This is a genomic window from Halomonas sp. SL1, from assembly GCF_003030865.2.
In the GTDB taxonomy this organism is placed as follows: Bacteria; Pseudomonadota; Gammaproteobacteria; order Pseudomonadales; family Halomonadaceae; genus Halomonas; species Halomonas halophila.
In genome coordinates this window covers 22,361-41,620 of the sequence record NZ_PYUQ02000006.1, presented here as the reverse complement: position 1 = coordinate 41,620, position 19,260 = coordinate 22,361, and the positions used below count along the sequence as shown (strand labels likewise).

Sequence of the window (19,260 nt, the reverse complement as noted above, 5' to 3'; positions counted from 1 at the left end):
CACCGCCGCCGCCGGAACCACCGCCGCCGCCGCCGCCACCATTACCGCCGCCGTCACCGCCGCCGCCATTACCGCCGCCGTCACCCCCGCCACCATTACCGCCATCGCCGCCGCCATCGTTACCATTCGTTGGTGTGGTGGGTGCGCCAGTGGGCGTGGTGGGCACAGTCGGCGCGGGAATGACCTCCTCGCTCGGCACGGCGGCAATCAGGGGCAGGAAGGTGCCGTCGCATCCGTCCAGCAGCCCACCGCCGCAGCCACCACCGCCGCCCCCGGCGGCCGGCGCCGGCAGGTCCTCGAGCAACGCGTCAATCTCGGCATCGGTCAGGCTCCCCGACCCGGCCGGCTCGGTCAGTTGATCGTTGGCGACCCTCGCCATCTCGTCTTCCGAGAGCGTGCTGCCCCCGGAACCCTCGACTCCCGACTGCGCCTGTACGCCGGCGGCTGACAGACAGCCCACGGCGACGACCAGGGCAGCCAACTTGAACCCTTGCATCTCGCCCTCCCCCGCCGCCGGCCCTCGCCGTCGACGCGACATAACGCCATACAACATTTTGTTACACGCAAGCTAAGCATCGTCACAGAACGCAGGCTTCACCATCGGAAGGGCCGCTGATTATCGCGACGAGGGAATCAGGCAAACGGCTGCCTGGCAGACGGCAGGAAACTCGTACCGGGGTGACAGGGCGATCACGCTCCCCTGGGACCACGCCTAGACGGTCCGGGAGTAGCGCACCTTGTCGCCGTCCAGGTAGGCATCGAAGACCATGGCCAGGTTGCGCAACATCAGACGGCCGGCCGGGCGCACCTCGAGGCGGCGCTCGCCCAGCGTGATCAGGCCATCGTCACGCATCGGCGCCAGGGCCTTCAGGGCATCGTCGAAGTGGCCGGCGAAGTCGATGCCGTGACGCGCCTCGATGGCATCGACGTCCACGCGACCATGGCACATCAGGGCGTGGATGACGTCGCGGCGCAGGCGATCCTCGTCGTCGAGCCGGTAGCCGCGCAGCACCGGCAGCCGCCCGGCCTCGAGGCGCTCGCGATAGGCGGCGATCTCCTTGACGTTCTGGCTGTAGCCGTCTCCGACCTCGCCGATGGCGCTGACGCCAAGCCCGATCAGATCGCAGTCGGCGTGGGTGGAGTAGCCCTGGAAGTTGCGCTGCAGGGTACCTTCGCGCTGGGCCCGGACCAGTTCGTCGTCGGGCAGCGCGAAGTGGTCCATGCCGATGTAGACGTAGCCGGCGTCGGTCAGGCGATGGATGGTCAGCTCCAGTAGCTCGAGCTTGCGCTCGGGCGGCGGCATGTCCTCGTCGCGGATCAGCCGCTGGGCCTTGAAGCGCTCGGGCAGATGGGCATAGCTGTAGGTGGCGATGCGATCCGGCCGCAGGGCGACGATCTTGTCCAGGGTGGCCGCGAAGCTGGCCACGGTCTGGCGTGGCAGGCCGTAGATCAGATCGACGCTCACCGAGTGGAAGCCGGCGTCCCGGGCGGCCGTCATCAAGGCGGCCACCTCGGCCTCGCCCTGGACGCGGTTGACCGCCGCCTGCACCTCGGGGTCGAAGTCCTGAACGCCGAAGCTCAGGCGATTGAAGCCCAGCGCACGCAGCTCATGCAGCTGCGACGGGGTGACGGTACGCGGGTCGACCTCCAGGGAAAACTCCCGGGCCTCGGGGGGCGCGAAGCGAAAGCCCGCCGCCAGGGCCTCCATCAGCTCACCGAGCTGGGCAGTGTTCAGATAGGTCGGCGTGCCGCCACCCAGGTGCAGCTGGGCAAGCGTGCGCTCACTATCGAAGAGTTCGGCCTGGAGACCGATCTCGCGCTTCAGCAGGGCGAGATACTCGGCCGCCCGCTCGCGGCGATGGGTGACGATCTTGTGGCAAGCGCAGTAATAGCAGAGGCTTTCGCAGAAGGGGACGTGCACGTAGGCCGACAGCGGCTTGGGCGCGGCGACGCGATGGCTCTGGGCGGCCTGGGCCCGATAATCGTCCTCGGCGAAGGCGGCATGGAACTGCGGCGCCGTGGGATAGGAGGTATAGCGCGGCCCGGGGCGGTCGTACTTCTCGACGAGGGGGCGGATGAACGGCTGTGGCTGGGGCATGATCGGACCTCCATGAACGCTGCCCATATTATGCCAGCCCGCCCGCGGCCCCACGGGTACCACCCGGCGCCGGCTTGATGCCGGTCAATTCACCGCCGCCGATCGCGGCGAAACGCCGCGGCGACGCGACGTGCCGGGAGCCCGCCCTCGCCGTGATAGAATGAAGACCGCTTCCCGCCGCGTCCGGAGACCCCATGCGCCTGACCCGATTCACCGACTACTCGCTACGCGTGCTGATCTATCTGGCCGTGAAGGGACAGGACGAGGAGCGCGCGACCATCTCGGAGATCGCCGAGCGCTTCGCCATCTCGCGCAACCATCTGATGAAGGTGGTGCAGGAGCTCAATCGGCTCGGCTACCTGACCGCCACCCGCGGCAAGCACGGCGGCCTGCGGCTGAAGCGGGCGCCCGCCGAGATCTCGCTGGGCGGGCTGGTGCGCGACACCGAGCCCGACCTCGGCCTGGTGGAATGCTTCCGCGACGGCAACGCCTGCACCATCACCCCCGCCTGCCGGCTGAAGCCGATCCTCGGCGAGGCCCTGGCGGCCTTCCTGTCGGTGCTCGACCGCTACACCCTCGCCGATCTGCTGGGCCAGCAGCGCGCCGAGCTGGTCCAGCTGCTGAATATCGAGGACGCCTCACAGGCCTCGTAAGGCCGACAGCTTCGACACCGCGTGCTAGTCTCCCGACGCCACGGTCATGGATGCCCGCATGTTCTCCTCACGCCCCTTCCTCTCTTGCCTGATGCCTCTCTCGCTAAGCGCGCTGATGGGCATGACCCTCGCCGCCCCGGCAGCAGCCGAAACCTTCAACGTCGACGACGCCCGGGCCCACGGCGACTGGCACTCGCTGGTGCTGCGGCTGGGGAACGAACGCCACGTGCGCGCCATCGAGCAGCACAGCTATAGCGACAGCGTGTTCAGCGTCAACGCCACGCCGGACGCCTGCGATCGCCCCTGGCTCGAGCTGCGCGTCGAGCTCGACGAGGTCCAGGCCGAGACCGGCACCGTCAACCGGGTGCCGGTGGACCTGCTGATCGATGAGGGCTGGGTCCACCAGGGCCGGGCCGAGTTCATCACCGAGCGCGGCAACAGCGGCTTCTACGCGCGCCTGGTGCTGCCCGACACCGACGAGGTGCTCGACGAGATGCGCGGCGGCGAGACGCTGCGCCTGCGCCTCCATCGCGCCGAGGACGACCACTGGTTCCTGGTCTTCAGCCTGGACGGCGCCGACGCGGCGCTGACCCGCATGGAGACGCTCTGCCGCGCAGGCTGAGCCCTCGCCGTTATTCTCCCGCCCAACGCAGGACGCCCCCGCCGCAAAGCGGCGAGGGCGTCCTGCATGAACCGCGGGGCGATCAGCTGCGGATCAGGTGATCGAAGGCGCCCAGGGCGGCCTTGGAGCCCTCGCCCATGGCGATGACGATCTGCTTGTAGGGCACGGTGGTGACGTCGCCGGCGGCGAAGATGCCGGGCACCGAGGTCATGCCGCGCTCGTCGACCACGATCTCGCCGCGCTCGGAGAGCTCGATGGGCGAGTCCTTCAGCCACTCGGTGTTGGGTACCAGACCGATCTGCACGAAGACGCCCTCGAGGGCCAGCTCGCGCAGTTCCCCGGAGGCGCGCTCCTCGTAGGTCAGGCCGGTGACGCGGTTGCCGTCGCCGTTGACCTCGGTGGTGCGCGCGCCCTTGATCACTTCGACGTTGGGCAGGCTGGCGAGCTTCTTCTGCAGCACCTCGTCGGCGCGCAGTTCGTCCATGAACTCGATCAGCGTGACCTCGCCGACGATGCCGGCCAGGTCGATGGCCGCCTCGACGCCGGAGTTGCCGCCGCCGATCACCGCCACGCGCTTGCCCTTGAACAGCGGGCCGTCGCAGTGCGGGCAGTAGGCCACGCCCTTGTTGCGGTACTCGGCCTCGCCCGGCACGTTCATCTCGCGCCAGCGGGCGCCGGTGGCCAGCACCAGGGTCTTGCTCCGGAGGCGGGCGCCGGATTCGAAGCGCACCTCGTGCTCGCCGCCGGCCTCGCCCGGCACCAGCGCTACGGCACGCTGCAGGTTCATGATGTCGACGTCGTATTCCTTGACGTGCTCCTCCAGTGCCGCGGCGAGCCTGGGCCCTTCGGTGTGCGGCACCGAGATCAGGTTCTCGATCGACAGGGTGTCCAGCACCTGGCCGCCGAAGCGCTCGGCGGCCACGCCGGTGCGGATGCCCTTGCGCGCCGCGTAGACCGCCGCCGCGGCGCCGGCCGGGCCGCCGCCGATCATCAGGGTATCGAAGGCGTCCTTCTCGCTGAGCCTGGCGGCCTCGCGCTCGGCGGCGCCGGTGTCGACCCTGGCCAGGATCTGCTCGAGGCTCATGCGGCCCTGGTCGAAGGGCTCGCCATTGACGAACACGCTCGGCACCGACATCACCTCGCGGGCCTCGACCTCGTCGCGGAACAGGGCGCCGTCGATGGCGTCGTGGGAGATGCGCGGGTTGAGGATCGCCATCAGGTTCAGCGCCTGGACCACGTCCGGGCAGTTCTGGCAGGACAGCGAGAAGTAGGTCTCGAAGTGCAGGTCGGCGTCGAGGGAGCGGATCTGCTCGATGACCGCGTCGCTGGCCCTGGGCGGATGACCGCCCACCTGCAGCAGCGCCAGCACCAGGGAGGTGAACTCGTGGCCCATGGGGATGCCGGCGAACACCACGCCGGTGGGCTCGCCGCCGCGATGCAGGGCGAAGGACGGCGCGCGCCGGTCGTGGCCCTCGGTGGACAGGGTGATCTGGTCGCTGAGCCCGGCGATCTCGTCGAGCAGGGCGTGGAGCTCCCTGGACTTGTCGCCATCATCCAGGGTGGCGACCAGCTCGAAGGGGTGGGTGACCTTGCCGAGATAGGCTTTCAGCTGTTGCTTCAGAGAGTCGTCCAGCATAACGGCAGTAATCCTTGTGATGAGTGACTCGAAGGACTTCCCCGTACGGGTCGCGATGGACTCGCACCCGGAAGCCATGTCGGCAGAATCGGAATCAGGCCCCGCCGGGACGTCGCCCCGATCTCGCTTGCGCGACTGGCTGGGCGATCGAGGCGCAGCGCCTCGGCGGGGTAACGGGGGCGGGAGCCTTCGACTCCCGCTGAAGATCGGCGATCCGTCAGGGATGCGCGAATCGGCAGTCAGTTAGATCTTGCCGACCAGATCCAGCGACGGCGCCAGCGTCTCCTCGCCTTCTTTCCACTTGGCCGGGCAGACCTCGTTGGGGTTGGCACGGACGTACTGGGCGGCCTTGACCTTGCGCAGCAGTTCCTCGGCGTTGCGGCCGATGTTGCCGGCGTTGAGCTCGATGATCTGGATCCGGCCGTCCGGGTCGACCACGAAGGTGCCGCGGTCGGCGACGCCCTCTTCCTCGATCAGCACCTCGAAGTTGCGCGACACGACATGGGTCGGGTCGGCCAGCATCGGATACTGGAGCTTGCCGATGGTCTCGGAGCTGTCGTGCCAGGCCTTGTGGGTGAAGTGGGTGTCGGTGGAGACGCCGTAGATCTCGACGCCCAGCTCCCGGAACTCCTCGTACTTGTCGGCCAGGTCGCCCAGCTCGGTGGGACAGACGAAGGTGAAGTCGGCCGGGTAGAAGAAGAACACGCTCCACTGGCCCTTGAGGCTCTCGTCGCTGACCTCGATGAAGTCGCCGTTGTGATAGGCGGTGGCGTTGAACGGCTTGATTTCGGTGTTGAGCAGGGACATGGCGTTGCGATCCTCGTTGCGTTGGGTGATGGGTGAAGACGCAAACGAGCATAACCGCGCCCCATTGATAGCTAAAATTGAACACAATGATGATTCTGATAGCCAAAGAACATGACTAAGCATCGGCACGGGTCAAGTCCTGCCTCGAGCGGCCGATAACCCGGGCAATGTACGGCGCCTCGTCCCGAGGGCCGCGCTCCCCGGAGGCAGGATGCAGCCACCCGACTCCCCCGACATGGCGCCCGCCGGCGACGGCCTGGAGGGCGTCGCCCGCCTGGCCCGCGAGCTCCTCGCGGTGCCGATGGCGCTGCTGGCCCGCGTCGACCGCGAGGGCACGCCCCGGACGCTGGCCGTCGCCGGCGCGCCCTCCCCGGCGGCGCTGGCGTTCTGTGCCCGGGTGCTGGACGCAGCGACGCCGCTGGCGGACGAGACGGCGGGGGGCCTCGCCGCTCACCCCCTGTGCCCCGACGGCGCGACGCCGACCGGTGCGCTGTGCGTGGCCGGCGTCCTCGACGCCCGGGGACGCCGCCGCCTGGCCCTGCTGGCGAGCCAGGCCGAGGCCCTGCTGCGCGCCCGCGAGCAGGCGCAACGCCTGGAGCGCTCCACGCGGCGCCTGGAGGCGATCCTGCGGGAATCGGCGACCGGCATCCTGCGCATCGACGGCGACGGCATCGTGCTGGACGCCAACCCCTATGCCCTGCTGCTGCTGGGCTATGCCCGCGAGGAGCTGCTCGGCCACAACGTCAATCGGCTGATGCCGGAGGCCGTGGCCCGGGAGCACGACGGCTACCTGCGGCGCTTCCTGGCCGGCGGGACGCCGCGGATCATCGGCCAGGGGCGGGAGGTCGAGGCACGCCACCGCGACGGCCACCCGGTGCCGGTCCACCTGGCGGTCAGCGCCCTGCGCGACGAGGCGGGCCGCATCGACGAGTTCATCGGCATCCTCACCGACCTCAGCGAGATCCGCGCCGCCCGCGAGGCGGCGCTGCGCGAGCGGCAGCTGCTCCGAGCGGTGCTCGACGGCAGCCACGACCCCATCTATGCCCGCAGCGGCGACGGCCGCTACCTGGCGATCAACCAGGCCTTCGACTCGCTGATGAAGCGGCCCGACGACAGCGACGCCCTGACCCGCCTCGACCCCCGGGCCCGCGACGCGATCGACGCCGCCGAGCGCCGGGTGGTGGCCGAGGGCCGGCCCCAGTGCCTGGGGCTGTCGCTGCGCCCCGGGCGCCATCACGACCTGACCCTGGCGCCGCTGCGCGAGGCCGACGGCCGCATCGACGGGGTGGTGGGGGTCGCCCACGACAACACCCAGACCCGGCGCCAGGCCGCCCTGCTGCGGGTGCTCCACCAGGGCATCACCGACTACCAGGCGCTGATGTCCGGCCACCGGCTGTGGACCTTCCTGATGGAAGCCCTGCGCGAGCTCACCGAGAGCGACTATGCGCTGATCGGCGAGGTCATCGAGCAGGCCGGGGCCCCGGCGCTGAAGATCCACGCCATCACCGACCTGTCCTGGAGCGAGGAGTCGCGCTGCCTGATGGAGCGGCTGCGCAGCGGCGACATGATGCTGACCTCCCCCGACACCCTGCTGGGGCGCGTCTTCGCCCACGGCGAGGTGGTGATGACCGAGGACCTGGCCGGGCACCCCCACCGCGGCGGCCTGCCATCGGGCCACCCCGCGCTGCACAACTACCTGGGCGTGCCGATCCACGACGGCGAGACCCTGATCGGCATGTACGCCATCGCCAACGGCCGCCGCGCCTACGACGACGAGCTGCTCGAGTGGCTGCGCCCCTTCACCGCCACCTGCGCGCTGCTGATCAACCTCTATCGGCGGATGGCCGAGCGCGAGAGCGTGCTGGAGGCCCTGGCCCGCGCCCGGGACGAGGCCCAGCGGGCCAGCCAGGCCAAGAGCGACTTCCTGTCGGCGATGAGCCACGAACTGCGCACGCCGCTCAACGCCGTGCTCGGTTTCTCCCAGCTGCTGGCCGGCAGCCGTCGCCATCCGCTGGACGCGCGTCAGCGCCGCCAGGTCGAGCAGATCGACAAGAGCGGCCGGCACCTGCTGCGGCTGATCGACGACATCCTCGACCTGGCCCGCATCGAGGCCGGCCGGCTGCCGCTGTCGCGGGAGCGGGTCGACCTCGGCGAGGTGGCCGAGGACGCCCTGGAGGCCATGCAGCCCCAGGCTCGGGACCTCGAGGTCCGGCTGACCGCGGAGCTGGCCGCCGGGGCGACGGTGGAAGGCGACTACACCCGCCTCAAGCAGGTGCTGCTGAACCTGCTGTCCAACGCCATCAAGTACAACCGGCCCGGCGGCGAGGCGCGCCTGGCCATCGAGCGCCGCGGCGACGCCTGGCGCATCGGCGTCCGCGACACCGGCCCCGGGATTCCCGAGGCTCGCCGCAGCGAGCTCTTCCAGCCCTTCCAGCGGCTGGACGCCGAGCACGGCCCGGTGGAGGGCACCGGCATCGGCCTGGCCATCACCCGCCAGCTGGTCGAGCACATGGGCGGCCGCCTCGAGGTGGCGAGCCGCCCCGGCGAGGGCAGCCACTTCTGGTTCGGCCTGCCCGCCGCCGCGCCCGCCGCGCCGCCGCCGGCCGCCTCGGCCGCCGCCCCCGCCGTCGAGCTGCGCGCCCGGGTGCTCTACGTGGAGGACAACCCGGCCAACCGGCGGCTGATGAGCGAGGCCTTCGAGGAGCGCGACGGCCTGATCCTGGAGCTGGCGCCCGGCGCCGAGCAGGCTCTCGAGCGGATCCGCCGCCACCCCCCGGACCTGGTGCTGATGGATCTGAACCTGCCGGGCATGGACGGCTTCGAGGCGCTGGCGCGCCTGCGCGCGGAACCGCCGCTGAGGCGGCTGCCGGTGATCGCGCTGTCGGCCAACGCCATGCACGACGACGTGCGCCGCGGGCGCGAGGCCGGCTTCGACGACTATCTGGTCAAGCCGGTCGCCTTCGATGACCTCTTCGCGGCCCTGGCGCGCTGCCTGGCCGCCCCGAGAACGCCTGAGGAGCGGGCATGCCCGACACGGACCTGACCCACAAGCGCCTGCTGGTGGTCGACGACAACCCGGTCAACCTCGAGTTGCTCGGCGACCTGCTGGAGGACCACGGCTACACCGACCTGACCTGCCTGGACGACGCCCGCCAGGTGCTGGGGCACTGCCGGACCCGGCTGCCCGACCTGATCCTGCTGGATATCCGCATGCCCCACCTGGACGGCTATGCGGTGCTCGAGCAGCTGCAGGACGCCTTCGGCGAGCAGGCGCCGGCGACGATCGTGCTCACCGCCCAGGTCGACGACGCCACCCGCCGGCGCGCCCTGGCGGCCGGCGTGCGCGACTTCCTGACCAAGCCCTTCGATCACGAGGAGGCGATGCAGCGCATCCGCAATGTGCTGCGCGTGGAGCAGCGGCTCGCCGAGCGGCGCGAGCAGGCCGCCGAGCTCGAGGGGCTGGCCGAGGCGCGCACCCGCGAGCTCGAGCGCCTCTCGATGACCGACCCGCTGACCGGGCTGCCCAACCGGCGGGCCCTGCTGCAGCGCCTCGAGGCGTGGCGGGAGGCCGGCCACGAGGCCGGGGCGCTGTTCATCGTCCTCGACGACCTGCCCGACATCATGCGCCTGCACGGCCACGACGTCGCCGAGCGACTGCTGCAGCGCCTGGCCGACGCCCTGACCCCGATGCTGCCCGAGGCGGCCATGCTCGGCCTGTGGGGCGGCAACGACCTGCTGGTGATCCTGCCGGCCCCGGCGAACCCGGACGCCCTGGAGGCCCTGGCCGGCCACCTGCTGGCGCGGCTCGGCCGCCCCCAGCCGGTCGACGAGCGGCGCCTCACCAGCCGCGCCCGGATCGGCATCGGCCGGGCCCGGGACAGCGCCCCGCAGCGGCTGGTGCACATGGCCGCCCTGGCGCTGCCGGACGCCCAGGCGACGCCGCCGATTCGCTGCCACACCCCCTCCCTGGAGGCCCGGCAGCGCGAGCGACTGGAACTCCAGCACGACCTGCGCGGCGCCGCCGGGCGCGGCGAGCTGCGGCTCGCCTACCAGCCCAAGCTGTGGCTCGCCGAGCGCCATCCGCTGGGCGCCGAGGTGCTGCTGCGCTGGCGCCATCCGCGCCACGGCGACGTCTCGCCGGGGCGCTTCATCCCCCTCGCCGAGGCGACCATCGACATCCTGGAGATCGGCGACTGGGTGCTCGAGACCGCCATGCAGCGCCTGGTCGCCTGGCGGACCGACGGCCGGGTGGCCGAGGACTTCTCCCTGGCGGTGAACGTCGCCGCCCGCCAGCTGTGCACCCCGGACTTCGCCGCCACCTTGCTGCGCCGACTGGCCCAACACGGGCTGCCGCCCCACAGCCTGAGCATCGAGGTCACCGAATCCGGGCTGATGGCCGACCTCAACGAGGCTCGCCGCCAGCTCCAGGCGCTGGCGGCGGCGGGCATCGCCATCGCCGTGGACGACTTCGGCACCGGCCACTCCTCGCTGGCTTACCTGAAGACCCTGCCGCTGAGCGTGCTCAAGATCGACCGCGCCTTCGTCACCGACCTGCAGGGCGACCCCGCGGCGCGCCAGCTGGCCTGCACCATCACCCGCCTGGCCCACGGCCTGGGCTTCGAGGTGGTCGCGGAAGGGATCGAGACCCTGGAGCAGGCGCAGCGGCTCCGCGAGATGGGCTGCGGCATCGGCCAGGGCTACCTGTTCGCGCGGCCGCTGCTCGAGGCGGACTTCCTGGCCTGGTACGACGCCCAGCGGATCGACCAGCCGGCATGACGCACCTCGCCCCTCCGGCCGGGGGCCGGAGGGGCGAGGGAACGGCGTCGCCGCCAGGGGCTAGCGCAGGGGGAACAGGCAGGCGTGCTGGCGCCCGTCCGGCTGGGTGACGTGCTCGGGCTTCTCCTGGCGACAGCGCTCCCGGGCATGCGGGCAGCGCGTGGCGAAGTCGCAGCCCGCAGGGCGGTTCAGCAGGCTCGGCACCTCGCCGGAGATCGACACATGGGCGCGCCGCCGATCCGGGTCGGGCTGGGGCACGCCGTCCACCAGCGCCCGGGTGTAGGGGTGCGCCGGCTGATCGAAGATCTGCTCGGCATCGCCCTGCTCGACGATGCGCCCCAGGTACATGATCGCCAGGCGATCGCTGATATGGCGCACCACCGGCAGGTTGTGGGTGATGATCAGATAGCCCAGGCCGTGCTCGGCCTGCAGGTCGGCCATCAGGTTGAGGATCTCGCCCTGCACCGAGACGTCCAGCCCGGCGGTGGGCTCGTCGGCGATGATCACCTTGGGGTTCAGCGCCAGCGCCCGGGCCACGCCCACCCGGCGGGCCTGGCCCCCCGACAGCTCATGGGGATAGCGCGACAGGAAGGCGCGCGGCAGGCGCACCATGTCGGCCAGGCGCTCGGCCTCGCGGTCGAGGTCGACGCCCTTCACGCCATGGATCTGGAAGGGCTCGGTGATCAGGGCGCGCACGGACTTGCGGGGGCTGAGCGAGCCGACCGGGTCCTGGAACATCATCGCCATGTCGCGGCGCAGCGACTTGAAGCGCCGCTCGGCCAGGTTGCGGATCTCCCCGCCCTCGTAGCGCACCGAGCCGCCCTGGGACTCCACCATGTTGAGCACGGCCCGGCCCAGGGTGGTCTTGCCGGAGCCGCTCTCGCCCACCAGGCCCACGGTCTCGCCGGGACGCACCGACAGGGAGACGTCGAGCACGGCATCGACGAAGGGGTCCTCGACGCCCTTCAGCTTGGCGCGCAGCGGGCCCATGGTGGGGAAGCGCACCCGCAGGTCCTCGACGTCCAGCAGCGGCTCCGGCGAGATGCGCTTCTGCGCGCCGCCGTCCGCGGCGATCTCCACGGTGGGCACGTCGGCCGGCGGCGGCCAGGCGGGATTGCGATGCTCGCCCTCGAGCAGGTGACAGCGGGCGAAGCCGGCGTCGCCGCGCGCCGCCAGGGGCGGCGTGACCTCGCGGCAGGCCGCCACCGCCTGATGGCAGCGCGAGGCGAAGATGCAGCCCCTGGGGGGATGGATCAGGTCGGGGATGTCCCCGGGGATGACCGGCAGCTTGCCCGAGCCGGTCTGGATCCGCGCCGGGTCGCACTCGAGCAGGGCCCGGGTGTAGGGATGCCGGGGCGAATGGAAGATGTCGCGCACCTCGCCGGCCTCGACCACCTCGCCGGCGTACATCACCACGACGTCGTCGCACAGCTCGGCGATCAGCCCCAGGTTGTGCGAGACCACCACCACGGTGGCCTCGAGCTCCTGCTGCAGCTCCTGCAGCAGGTGGATGATCTGCGCCTCCATGGTCACGTCGAGAGCCGTGGTCGGCTCGTCGGCGAGCAGCAGCTGGGGGCCGGTCAGCAGCGCCATGGCGATGCCCGCGCGCTGGCGCATCCCGCCCGAGAACTGGTGAGGATACTGGTCGACGCGGGTCTCGGGGTCGGGGATGCCGACCTTCTGCATCATCTCCACCGCCAGGCGGCGCTTCTCGCTGGCCGGCAGGTTGGGGCGGCGGTAGAGGATGTCGCGCATCTGCCGACCGTAGGTCAGCACCGGGATCTGCGAGGTCATCGGGTCCTGGAAGACCACCGAGACGTCCTCGCCCCGGGCGGCGCGCAGATCCGTCTCGCCCAGGTTCAGCATGTCGCGATCGCCGAAGCGGATCTCGCCGCCGGTGACCTCGGCGTTGCCGGCCAGCAGGCCGAGGATCGACCACAGCACGGTGCTCTTGCCCGAGCCGGACTCCCCGACCACGCCGATGATGCGGTTGCGACGCACGCCGAAGCTGACGTCGCGCAGCGCCTGGACGCGACCGCGGGGGGTGCGGAAGTCGACCGAGAGATTGCGGATATCGAGTAGGGTGTCCATGTCTCAGCGTCCTTTGCCCATGCGCGGGTCGAAGATGTCGCGGAGGGACTCACCCAGGAAGGTGAAGCCCAGCGTCGTCAGGATCAGCGGGATGCCGCCGGCGATGACCATCCAGGGGTTGTCGCGGATCACCAGGTAGCCCTCGTTGAGGATGGTGCCCCAGCTGGCGGTGGGCGGCAGGACGCCCAGGCCGAGGAAACTGAGGCCCGCCTCCACGGTCACCACCACCGGCACTTCCATGGCGGCCAGGATCAGCAGCGGGCCGACCACGTTGGGCATGACGTGGTGCCAGAGCACCCGGCCCATGCTGGCGCCCAGCGAGCGCTCGGCGAGGATGAAGTCGGTGTTCTTCAGGGTCAGCGTCGCCGTGCGCGCCATCCGCGCGTACTGGGGAATCGAGGTGATGATGATGATCGCCAGCACCAGCTCCAGGCTGGGGCCGGTCAGCGCCACCGTGGCCAGCGCCAGCACGATGGTCGGGAAGGCGCGCACGGTATCGAACACGAACAGCAGCAGGTGGTCGAGCCAGCGCGGCCCATAGCCCGCCAGCATGCCCAGCAGCAGCCCCACGCCCAGCGCCACCGAGACGCCGATGGCGGCGATCTTCAGGGCGACCTGGCCGCCGAACAGCAGGCGCGAGAAGGTGTCGCGGCCGAGCTGGTCGGTGCCCGCCAGGTGCTCGAGGGTCGGCCCCGACAGGCGCGCCGGCACGTCCAGGGCATTGGGGTCGTAGGGGGCGATCCAGGGCGCGAAGATGGCGCTGGCGAAGAACAGCACCACCAGGATCAGGCCGGTCATCCCCTGCCAGCTGGTCATGAACTGGCGCAGCTTCTCGCGCCGCTCGCGGGCCGCGGACTCGCGCATGGCCTCATCGACATGATCCGGCAGGCCCGAGGAATCGAGAATCGGCTCGCCGGTTTCGGCTTCGGGATCAGAAATTTTCTCGGACACGGGGATCACTCCAGGCAATGAGCAGGTCGGAGATCAGCACGATGATGATGTACAGCGATGTCGCCACCAGCACCGCGCCCTGAACGATGGGGAAGTTGCGCGCCATGACGGCGTCGAAGATCAGCTTGCCGATCCCCGGGCGGGCGAAGATGATCTCGGCAAACACCGCCGAGGAGATCAGGCCGCCGAAGCCCATGCCGATCAGGGTGATGGTGGGCAGGATCGCCACGCGCAGGGCATAGCCGTAGACCACCTTGCGCGGCGTCAGGCCGAAGGCCCGGGCCGAGCGGATGTAGTTCTCGCCCATGACCTCGAGCATCGAGGCGCGCACCATGCGTGCCAGGTAGCCGACCCAGCTCAGGCCGATGGCGAAGGCCGGCAGCACCAGGTGCGTGAGCTGGTCCAGGGTGTCGCCGGGCTCCCCCGCGCCGATGGCGGGCAGCCACTTGAGCGTCACGGCGAAGATCAGCAGCGCCCAGATGGAGACCAGGAAGGAAGGCACGGCGATGGTGCCCACCGACAGCACCCCGGTGATGCGGTCGAGCCAGGAGTTCGGGCGCACCGCCGCCAGGCAGCCGAGCGGCACGCCCAGCAGGATGGCCCAGCCCAGGCCGGTGGTGATCAGGGCCAGGGTGAAGCCCAGCCGCTCGCCGACGATGGCCGCGACCGGCCGGTCGGAAAAGACGTCGACCCCGAGATCGCCCTGGACGGCGTTCTGGATATAGATCAGGAACTGCATCCAGACGGGCTCGTCGAGATGCATCTTGGCGGCATAGCGGGCGATGGCCTCCGGCGTCGCCCGGGGCCCCAGGGCGATGGTCGCCGGGTCGCCGGGGATCAGGTGCAGTAGCGAGAACAGCACCACCACGACGGCGCAGATCACCGCCACGGCCAGCCCCAGCCGTTTCATGAGATAGGTGAGCATCGAGCGAAGCTCCTCGTTGCGGGTACGGCGGAAGGCACCCCGCCCGTCAGGGCGGGGCGGGCAGGGCTCAGGCCTGCTCGAAGCGGCGGTAGTTCAGCTCGCCGGAGGGCGCGGCGTTGACCACCACCTCCTGGCGGTGGGCGAAGGCCTCCGGCTCGTGGTTGATCCACACGTAGGCGCCGGTCTCCTCCATGATCTCCTGCATGCGCAGGTAGATCTCGCGGCGCCTGGCCTCGTCGGTCTCGGCGACGCCTTCCTTGTAGAGCCGGTCGTACTCCTCGCTGGTCCAGCGCTCCCAGTTCCAGACGCCGACCTGGTCGGAGGTGAACCAGGAGGTCGCCTCGTAGGGGTCCGGGGTGGTGCCGAAGCGCATCAGCCACAGCTCGAGGTCCTGCCAGGTGTCGCCCTTGCTCTCCTGGCCCATCTCCCAGAAGGGGCCGCTGTCCTGCGGCAGCACGGTGACGGTGATGCCCACCGCGGCCAGGTTGGCCTGGATGATCTGGGCGGCCAGCATGCGCTCCTGGGTGTTGAGGGTGCGCAGGGTCAGGTTGAGCCCGGACACGCCGGCCTCGGCCAGCAGCTGGCGCGCCTTGGCGGGATCGTACTGGTAGTAGCTGGTCTCGTGGCGCTGGCCGAGCAGGCCGGGGCAGACGATGCCGTGGGACTTGGTGGTGGTGCCCGAGTAGGCGCCCTGGAGGATGGAGTCCACGTCCACCGCGTGCTGGAGGGCGCGGCGCACCGTCTTGTCCTGCAGCTTGGGGTGCTCGGTGTTCATGCCCATCCACATGTACTGGAGCTCGCCGGCGACGGTGATCGCCGCGCCCTCGGGCATGTTCTCGTTGTAGCGGGCCAGGGTGTCGGCGCCCACCTCGGTGCAGTCGAGCTCGCCGGCCTCGAAGGCCAGCTCCGCCGCCTTGACCTCGCTGATGACGTTGGCCTCGACCCGGTCGAAGGCCGGCTTGGGACCGGTCCACTCCGGGTTGGCGCGGAAGGTCGCGCGCTGGCCGGGAATGGCCTCGTAGGTGTAGGGGCCGCAGACGGCGGGGAAGTCGGTGGTGAAGGTGCCGCCGGCGTCCTTGACGGCCTGCTCGCAGAGGATGGCGCCGGGGCCGTGGCAGAGGGTGACCATCATGAACGGCGAGAACGGCTTGCTCAGCACGATGATGCCGGAGCGCTCGCCGGTCACCTCGACGTGGTCGAGGGCCTCGTAGTAGCCCGCCCAGTCGGTGTCCTTCATCCGCTCGAAGGAGAACTTGACGTCCGAGGCGCGCACCGGCCCGTAGCCGTTGGACCAGACCAGGCCCTCGGCCAGCTCGAAGTCGATGTGGGTGGCGTCGCGCTGCTCGAGGCGGTTGACGAAATAGGTCGGGCGCCAGGTGATCTTGTCGCCTTCCCGGGCGTAGTCGGCCAGGAAGGGCAGGCACTGCTTCTGGGCCTCGATGTTGATGCCGCCGCTCATGTAGCCGGGGTCGAGGATGTCGTTGTCGCTGTCCAGCCGCAGGCGCAGCACCTTGCCGCCCTCCTGCGCGCCGGCCAGGCGGGTGAAGCCCGGCAGCATGCCGGCGGCGCCCATGGCGGCGGTCATGGCCAGGAAGCCGCGACGCGATGTGGTCAGTTTGCTCATGTTTCCACTCCCTCGAGTTGTTGTTGGCGGAAGGGGGCCAGGCCCCCTTCGGCGTTGCTCACTTGTCGGTCTTCGTCACATTCGCGAACCGGCGCGATCAGACCAGGTGGCGGGGGATGCGCTCGTCCCATTCCTCGCTGTGCACGACCTCGTCGCCTTCCCAGGCGGTCATTCGCGCCTTGACGATGAAGTCGTCCTTGTCGGCGGTCAGCTGGGTATGGGTGTGAGTGCGGACCGACCAGTCATCCCGCTCCATGCGGTATTCCCACTCGACCTCGCCGCCCACGGAGGCCGGATCGTCGTGGGTCAGGCGGTAGCGCTCGTAGCCCTGCTTGTAGATCGTCAGGTCGTTGTCCTTGAGGGTGAAGTGCCCGCCGCCGTCGGCCAGGTGGATCTCCATGGTGCCGCTGGCGGCATCCTCGGTGATGCGCCAGAAGCCGTCGGCCTCCTCGTGCACCTCCTTGGCGATCGGCGGCGCGGAGACCGGCGGCGCGAAGTCGGTCAGCGTCTCGTCCAACGGCGACGGGGCGCGCAGCGGCAGCTCCAGGTGGCAGCCGGCGGTGTGCAGGGTCAGCGTCACCGGCTCCGGCGGCGTCCAGATCAGCGGGAAGTAGCTGGTCGAGATCGCCAGGCGCAGGCGATGCCCCTCGGCGAAGCGCTGGGCGACGTGCTTCATGGGCACCGTGGCGCGATAGCGTTCGCCGGGCACCAGCACCTCCGGCGCCTCGTGGCCGTCGCGGTGGTTGAGGTTGAACACACCGAAGGAGACGCGGTTGCTGCGCCCGTCCGGGGCCACGTCCACCAGGCGGGCGGCGACCTGCGCCACCGGCCGGTCCACCGAGAACTCCAGGGTCAGGTTGGCGTCGCCGGCGATCTCCAGCGGGGCCTCCAGGGGCGCCGTCTCGAAGCACAGGCTGCCGCCGTCGTCGCGCCGCTGGTCGACCGGGGCGTCGCCCGGCTTGGAGTAGCCGCACCACTTGCCCGAGCCCATGCCCACGTCCAGCGGCGAGCGATGGCTGAGGCTGCCATGGGGCAGCTCGGCCTCGCGGGACAGGCGGCCGTCGGCGCCGAGCCGGAAGTCGGTGCGGGTGACGTGGGGGGACGGCCAGCCGGGCTCGGCCACCCAGCGCCCGGGGCGATGCGCGTGCCAGCCGGCCGGGGCGACGCTGTCCTGCATGTAGAGCTGCAGCGGCGGCTCGTCCATGATCCCGGTGTCGACGCCCTTGAGCCACTGATCCCACCAGCGCAGCTCCTCCTGCAGGAAGCCGATGGCCGGCCCCGGCTCGCCCAGGTGCGGATAGCGATGCGCCCAGGGCCCGACCAGGCCCTTCTTGGGCCCCTGCAGGTTCTCCATCAGGCGGAAGACGCTGCGGCAATAGCCGTCGGCCCACCCCGACACGGCGAACACCGGGATCTGGATCGCCGACCAGTCCTCGCACACCGAGCCATGCTTCCAGAAATCGTCGCGGGTCTGGTGCTCCAGCCAGTTCTTGAGCCACAGGCCGCTGCCGCCGAGGCGGGTCTTCCACATGTCGCGCCAGCGGTCGCCGACGTTGCGGGGATCCGGCGGCAGGGTGTTGCGGCCGAACATGATCGAGGCCCAGGACAGCTGCTCGCCGAGCAGGCAGCCGCCCATGTAGTGCACGTCGTCGGCGTAGCGGTCGTCGGTGGAGCAGAGGGTGACGATGGCCTTGAGGGCCGGGGGGCGCATGGCCGCGATCTGCAGGCCGTTGAAGCCGCCCCAGGAGATGCCGATCATGCCGACGTTGCCGTCGCACCAGGGCTGATCGGCGATCCAGGCGATGGCGTCGAAGCCGTCCTGCAGCTCCTGGGGCAGGTACTCGTCCTCCATCAGGCCCTCGGAGTCGCCGGCGCCCCGCAGGTCGAGGCGCACCACCGCATAGCCGTGCCCGGCCAGGTAGGGCTGCATGGAGCCATCCCGCTCCTGGGTCATGTCGTTCTTGCGGTAGGGCAGGTACTCGAGGATCGCCGGCACCGGGGCGCCCTCGGCGCCCTTGGGCATCCAGACCCGGGCGGCCAGGCGGCAGCCGTCGGGCATCGGGATTTCGATATGCGGCATCTCGACGATGTCATGGGGCAGAGAGAGGTGTTCGCTCATGCATGGCTCCAGGGTCTGGCGTAGGACGAACGTTGGATAACGCTTGGTCCTTACTATCCTTGCAGGCTCATGCAGAATCACAATTTCGCGGGGTTCGCGACTTGACACTATTTTCGCGTCAATGTGCAATGGCCCCATGTCAAACGAGCTCGCCGCCAACCTGTCGCTGCTGTGCAGCCACTACCCCTCCATCGCCGACGTCTGCCGACGGCTCGGCATCAATCGTCAGCAGTTCAACAAGTACCTCAACGGCAGTTCCCGCCCCTCGCGGCACAACATGCGCCGCATCAGCGACTTCTTCGGCGTGACCGAGGCCGAGATCATGCTCGAGAGCAGCCAGTTCGAGCTGCTGCTGAACGTCCGCCGGCGCCCCGTTCAGGACCAGGCAATCAGCCTGCCGCTTCAGCACCTCGACGAGCTCTATCGCCACAGCCAGAGCCTGGAGCGCTACGTCGGCTACTACTATCGCTACTTCTTCTCGTTCGGGCATGCCGGCCTGGTGATTCGCTCGCTGGCGACCATCTACGAGCGCGACGGGCACTACTACTGGAAGAACATCGAGGTGCTCCGGGACCTGGACAGCGGGCGCACCTACACGGTCAACAAGTACGAGGGCGTCGTCTTCTTCCTCGCCGACCGCATCTACATCATGGAATGCGAGGCCCTGCAGAAGATGTCGCTGACCCAGCTGACCCTCTATCCCAACTACCACCTGCGGGTGCGCCGGATGCGCGGCATCCAGACCGGCGGCCCGGTGCGCCGGGGGCGGCGCCCCGGCGCCTCCAAGGTGCTGCTGGAATACCTGGGCCGCGAGGTCGACACCCGCGAGGCCCTGCGCCGCAGCGGGCTGTTCACGCCGGACTCCCCCGAGCTCCCCGACCAGGTGGTCGAGCAGATCCGCAACACCATCGGCGCGGGCCAGTATGTGCTCGAGGTCGAGGAGCCCTGAGCCGGCGGC

13 protein-coding genes and 1 pseudogene are annotated in these 19,260 nt (G+C 70.2%); 5 read left to right on the top strand and 9 right to left on the bottom strand.

The features are described 5' to 3' along the window. Both C9J49_RS17115 and hemN read right to left on the bottom strand, forming a co-directional pair. A pseudogene (locus C9J49_RS17115) lies at positions 1 to 496 on the bottom strand (hypothetical protein); the annotation flags it as partial. A 216-nt stretch (positions 497 to 712) separates the two neighbouring features. Continuing rightward, entirely contained in the window at positions 713 to 2,098 is a 1,386-nt protein-coding gene (hemN, locus tag C9J49_RS02325; protein WP_107180996.1) for an oxygen-independent coproporphyrinogen III oxidase, read from the bottom strand. Between the two features lie 194 nt (positions 2,099 to 2,292). Between hemN and C9J49_RS02320 the strand changes: the two genes are divergently transcribed. Together C9J49_RS02320 and C9J49_RS02315 are read left to right on the top strand one after the other, a co-directional pair. Beyond that, on the top strand, positions 2,293 to 2,751 hold the full coding sequence (locus C9J49_RS02320) for an Rrf2 family transcriptional regulator (RefSeq protein ID WP_107180995.1): 459 nt from the start codon (positions 2,293 to 2,295) through the stop codon (positions 2,749 to 2,751). A gap of 58 nt (positions 2,752 to 2,809) precedes the next feature. Beyond that, positions 2,810 to 3,373 (top strand): hypothetical protein, encoded by a 564-nt coding sequence (locus C9J49_RS02315; RefSeq protein WP_258393726.1) that lies wholly within the window; start codon positions 2,810 to 2,812, stop codon positions 3,371 to 3,373. An 82-nt stretch (positions 3,374 to 3,455) separates the two neighbouring features. Here the strand turns inward: C9J49_RS02315 and ahpF are convergent, their stop codons facing one another. Together ahpF and ahpC are read right to left on the bottom strand one after the other, a co-directional pair. Further along, positions 3,456 to 5,009: an alkyl hydroperoxide reductase subunit F gene (ahpF, locus tag C9J49_RS02310; RefSeq protein WP_107180994.1), complete on the bottom strand. Its 1,554-nt coding sequence runs from the start codon at positions 5,007 to 5,009 to the stop codon at positions 3,456 to 3,458. 243 nt (positions 5,010 to 5,252) lie between these two features. Beyond that, on the bottom strand, positions 5,253 to 5,816 hold the full coding sequence (gene ahpC, locus C9J49_RS02305) for an alkyl hydroperoxide reductase subunit C (protein ID WP_107180993.1): 564 nt from the start codon (positions 5,814 to 5,816) through the stop codon (positions 5,253 to 5,255). Between the two features lie 211 nt (positions 5,817 to 6,027). Here ahpC and C9J49_RS02300 point away from each other — a divergent pair, with 211 nt between their 5' ends. Together C9J49_RS02300 and C9J49_RS02295 are read left to right on the top strand one after the other, a co-directional pair. Next, on the top strand, positions 6,028 to 8,859 hold the full coding sequence (locus C9J49_RS02300) for an ATP-binding protein (protein WP_107180992.1): 2,832 nt from the start codon (positions 6,028 to 6,030) through the stop codon (positions 8,857 to 8,859). Beyond that, a complete protein-coding gene (locus C9J49_RS02295; protein WP_107180991.1) occupies positions 8,841 to 10,592 on the top strand; it encodes an EAL domain-containing protein in 1,752 nt (583 codons plus the stop codon). Before C9J49_RS02300 ends, C9J49_RS02295 begins: the two co-directional genes overlap by 19 nt. Positions 10,593 to 10,652: 60 nt before the next feature. Here the strand turns inward: C9J49_RS02295 and C9J49_RS02290 are convergent, their stop codons facing one another. From C9J49_RS02290 to C9J49_RS02270, 5 genes are all read right to left on the bottom strand, one after another. Further along, the gene (locus tag C9J49_RS02290) at positions 10,653 to 12,683 is read right to left on the bottom strand and encodes an ABC transporter ATP-binding protein (RefSeq protein WP_107180990.1); all 2,031 of its coding nucleotides are present in this window, start codon (positions 12,681 to 12,683) and stop codon (positions 10,653 to 10,655) included. A 3-nt stretch (positions 12,684 to 12,686) separates the two neighbouring features. Further along, positions 12,687 to 13,634, bottom strand: coding sequence for an ABC transporter permease (locus C9J49_RS02285; protein ID WP_258393724.1), 948 nt, complete (start codon positions 13,632 to 13,634; stop codon positions 12,687 to 12,689). Beyond that, positions 13,615 to 14,559 carry an ABC transporter permease gene (locus C9J49_RS02280; RefSeq protein WP_107180989.1) on the bottom strand — a complete coding sequence of 315 codons (945 nt, stop codon included), beginning with the start codon at positions 14,557 to 14,559 and terminating at the stop codon, positions 13,615 to 13,617. The genes C9J49_RS02285 and C9J49_RS02280 overlap by 20 nt, the downstream gene beginning before the upstream one ends. 67 nt (positions 14,560 to 14,626) lie before the next feature. After that, entirely contained in the window at positions 14,627 to 16,183 is a 1,557-nt protein-coding gene (locus C9J49_RS02275) for an ABC transporter substrate-binding protein (protein ID WP_107180988.1), read from the bottom strand. Between the two features lie 97 nt (positions 16,184 to 16,280). Beyond that, positions 16,281 to 18,302: a CocE/NonD family hydrolase gene (locus tag C9J49_RS02270; protein WP_107180987.1), complete on the bottom strand. Its 2,022-nt coding sequence runs from the start codon at positions 18,300 to 18,302 to the stop codon at positions 16,281 to 16,283. 136 nt (positions 18,303 to 18,438) lie between these two features. Here C9J49_RS02270 and C9J49_RS02265 point away from each other — a divergent pair, with 136 nt between their 5' ends. After that, entirely contained in the window at positions 18,439 to 19,251 is an 813-nt protein-coding gene (locus C9J49_RS02265) for a helix-turn-helix transcriptional regulator (RefSeq protein ID WP_181454229.1), read from the top strand. Positions 19,252 to 19,260 lie beyond the last annotated feature (9 nt).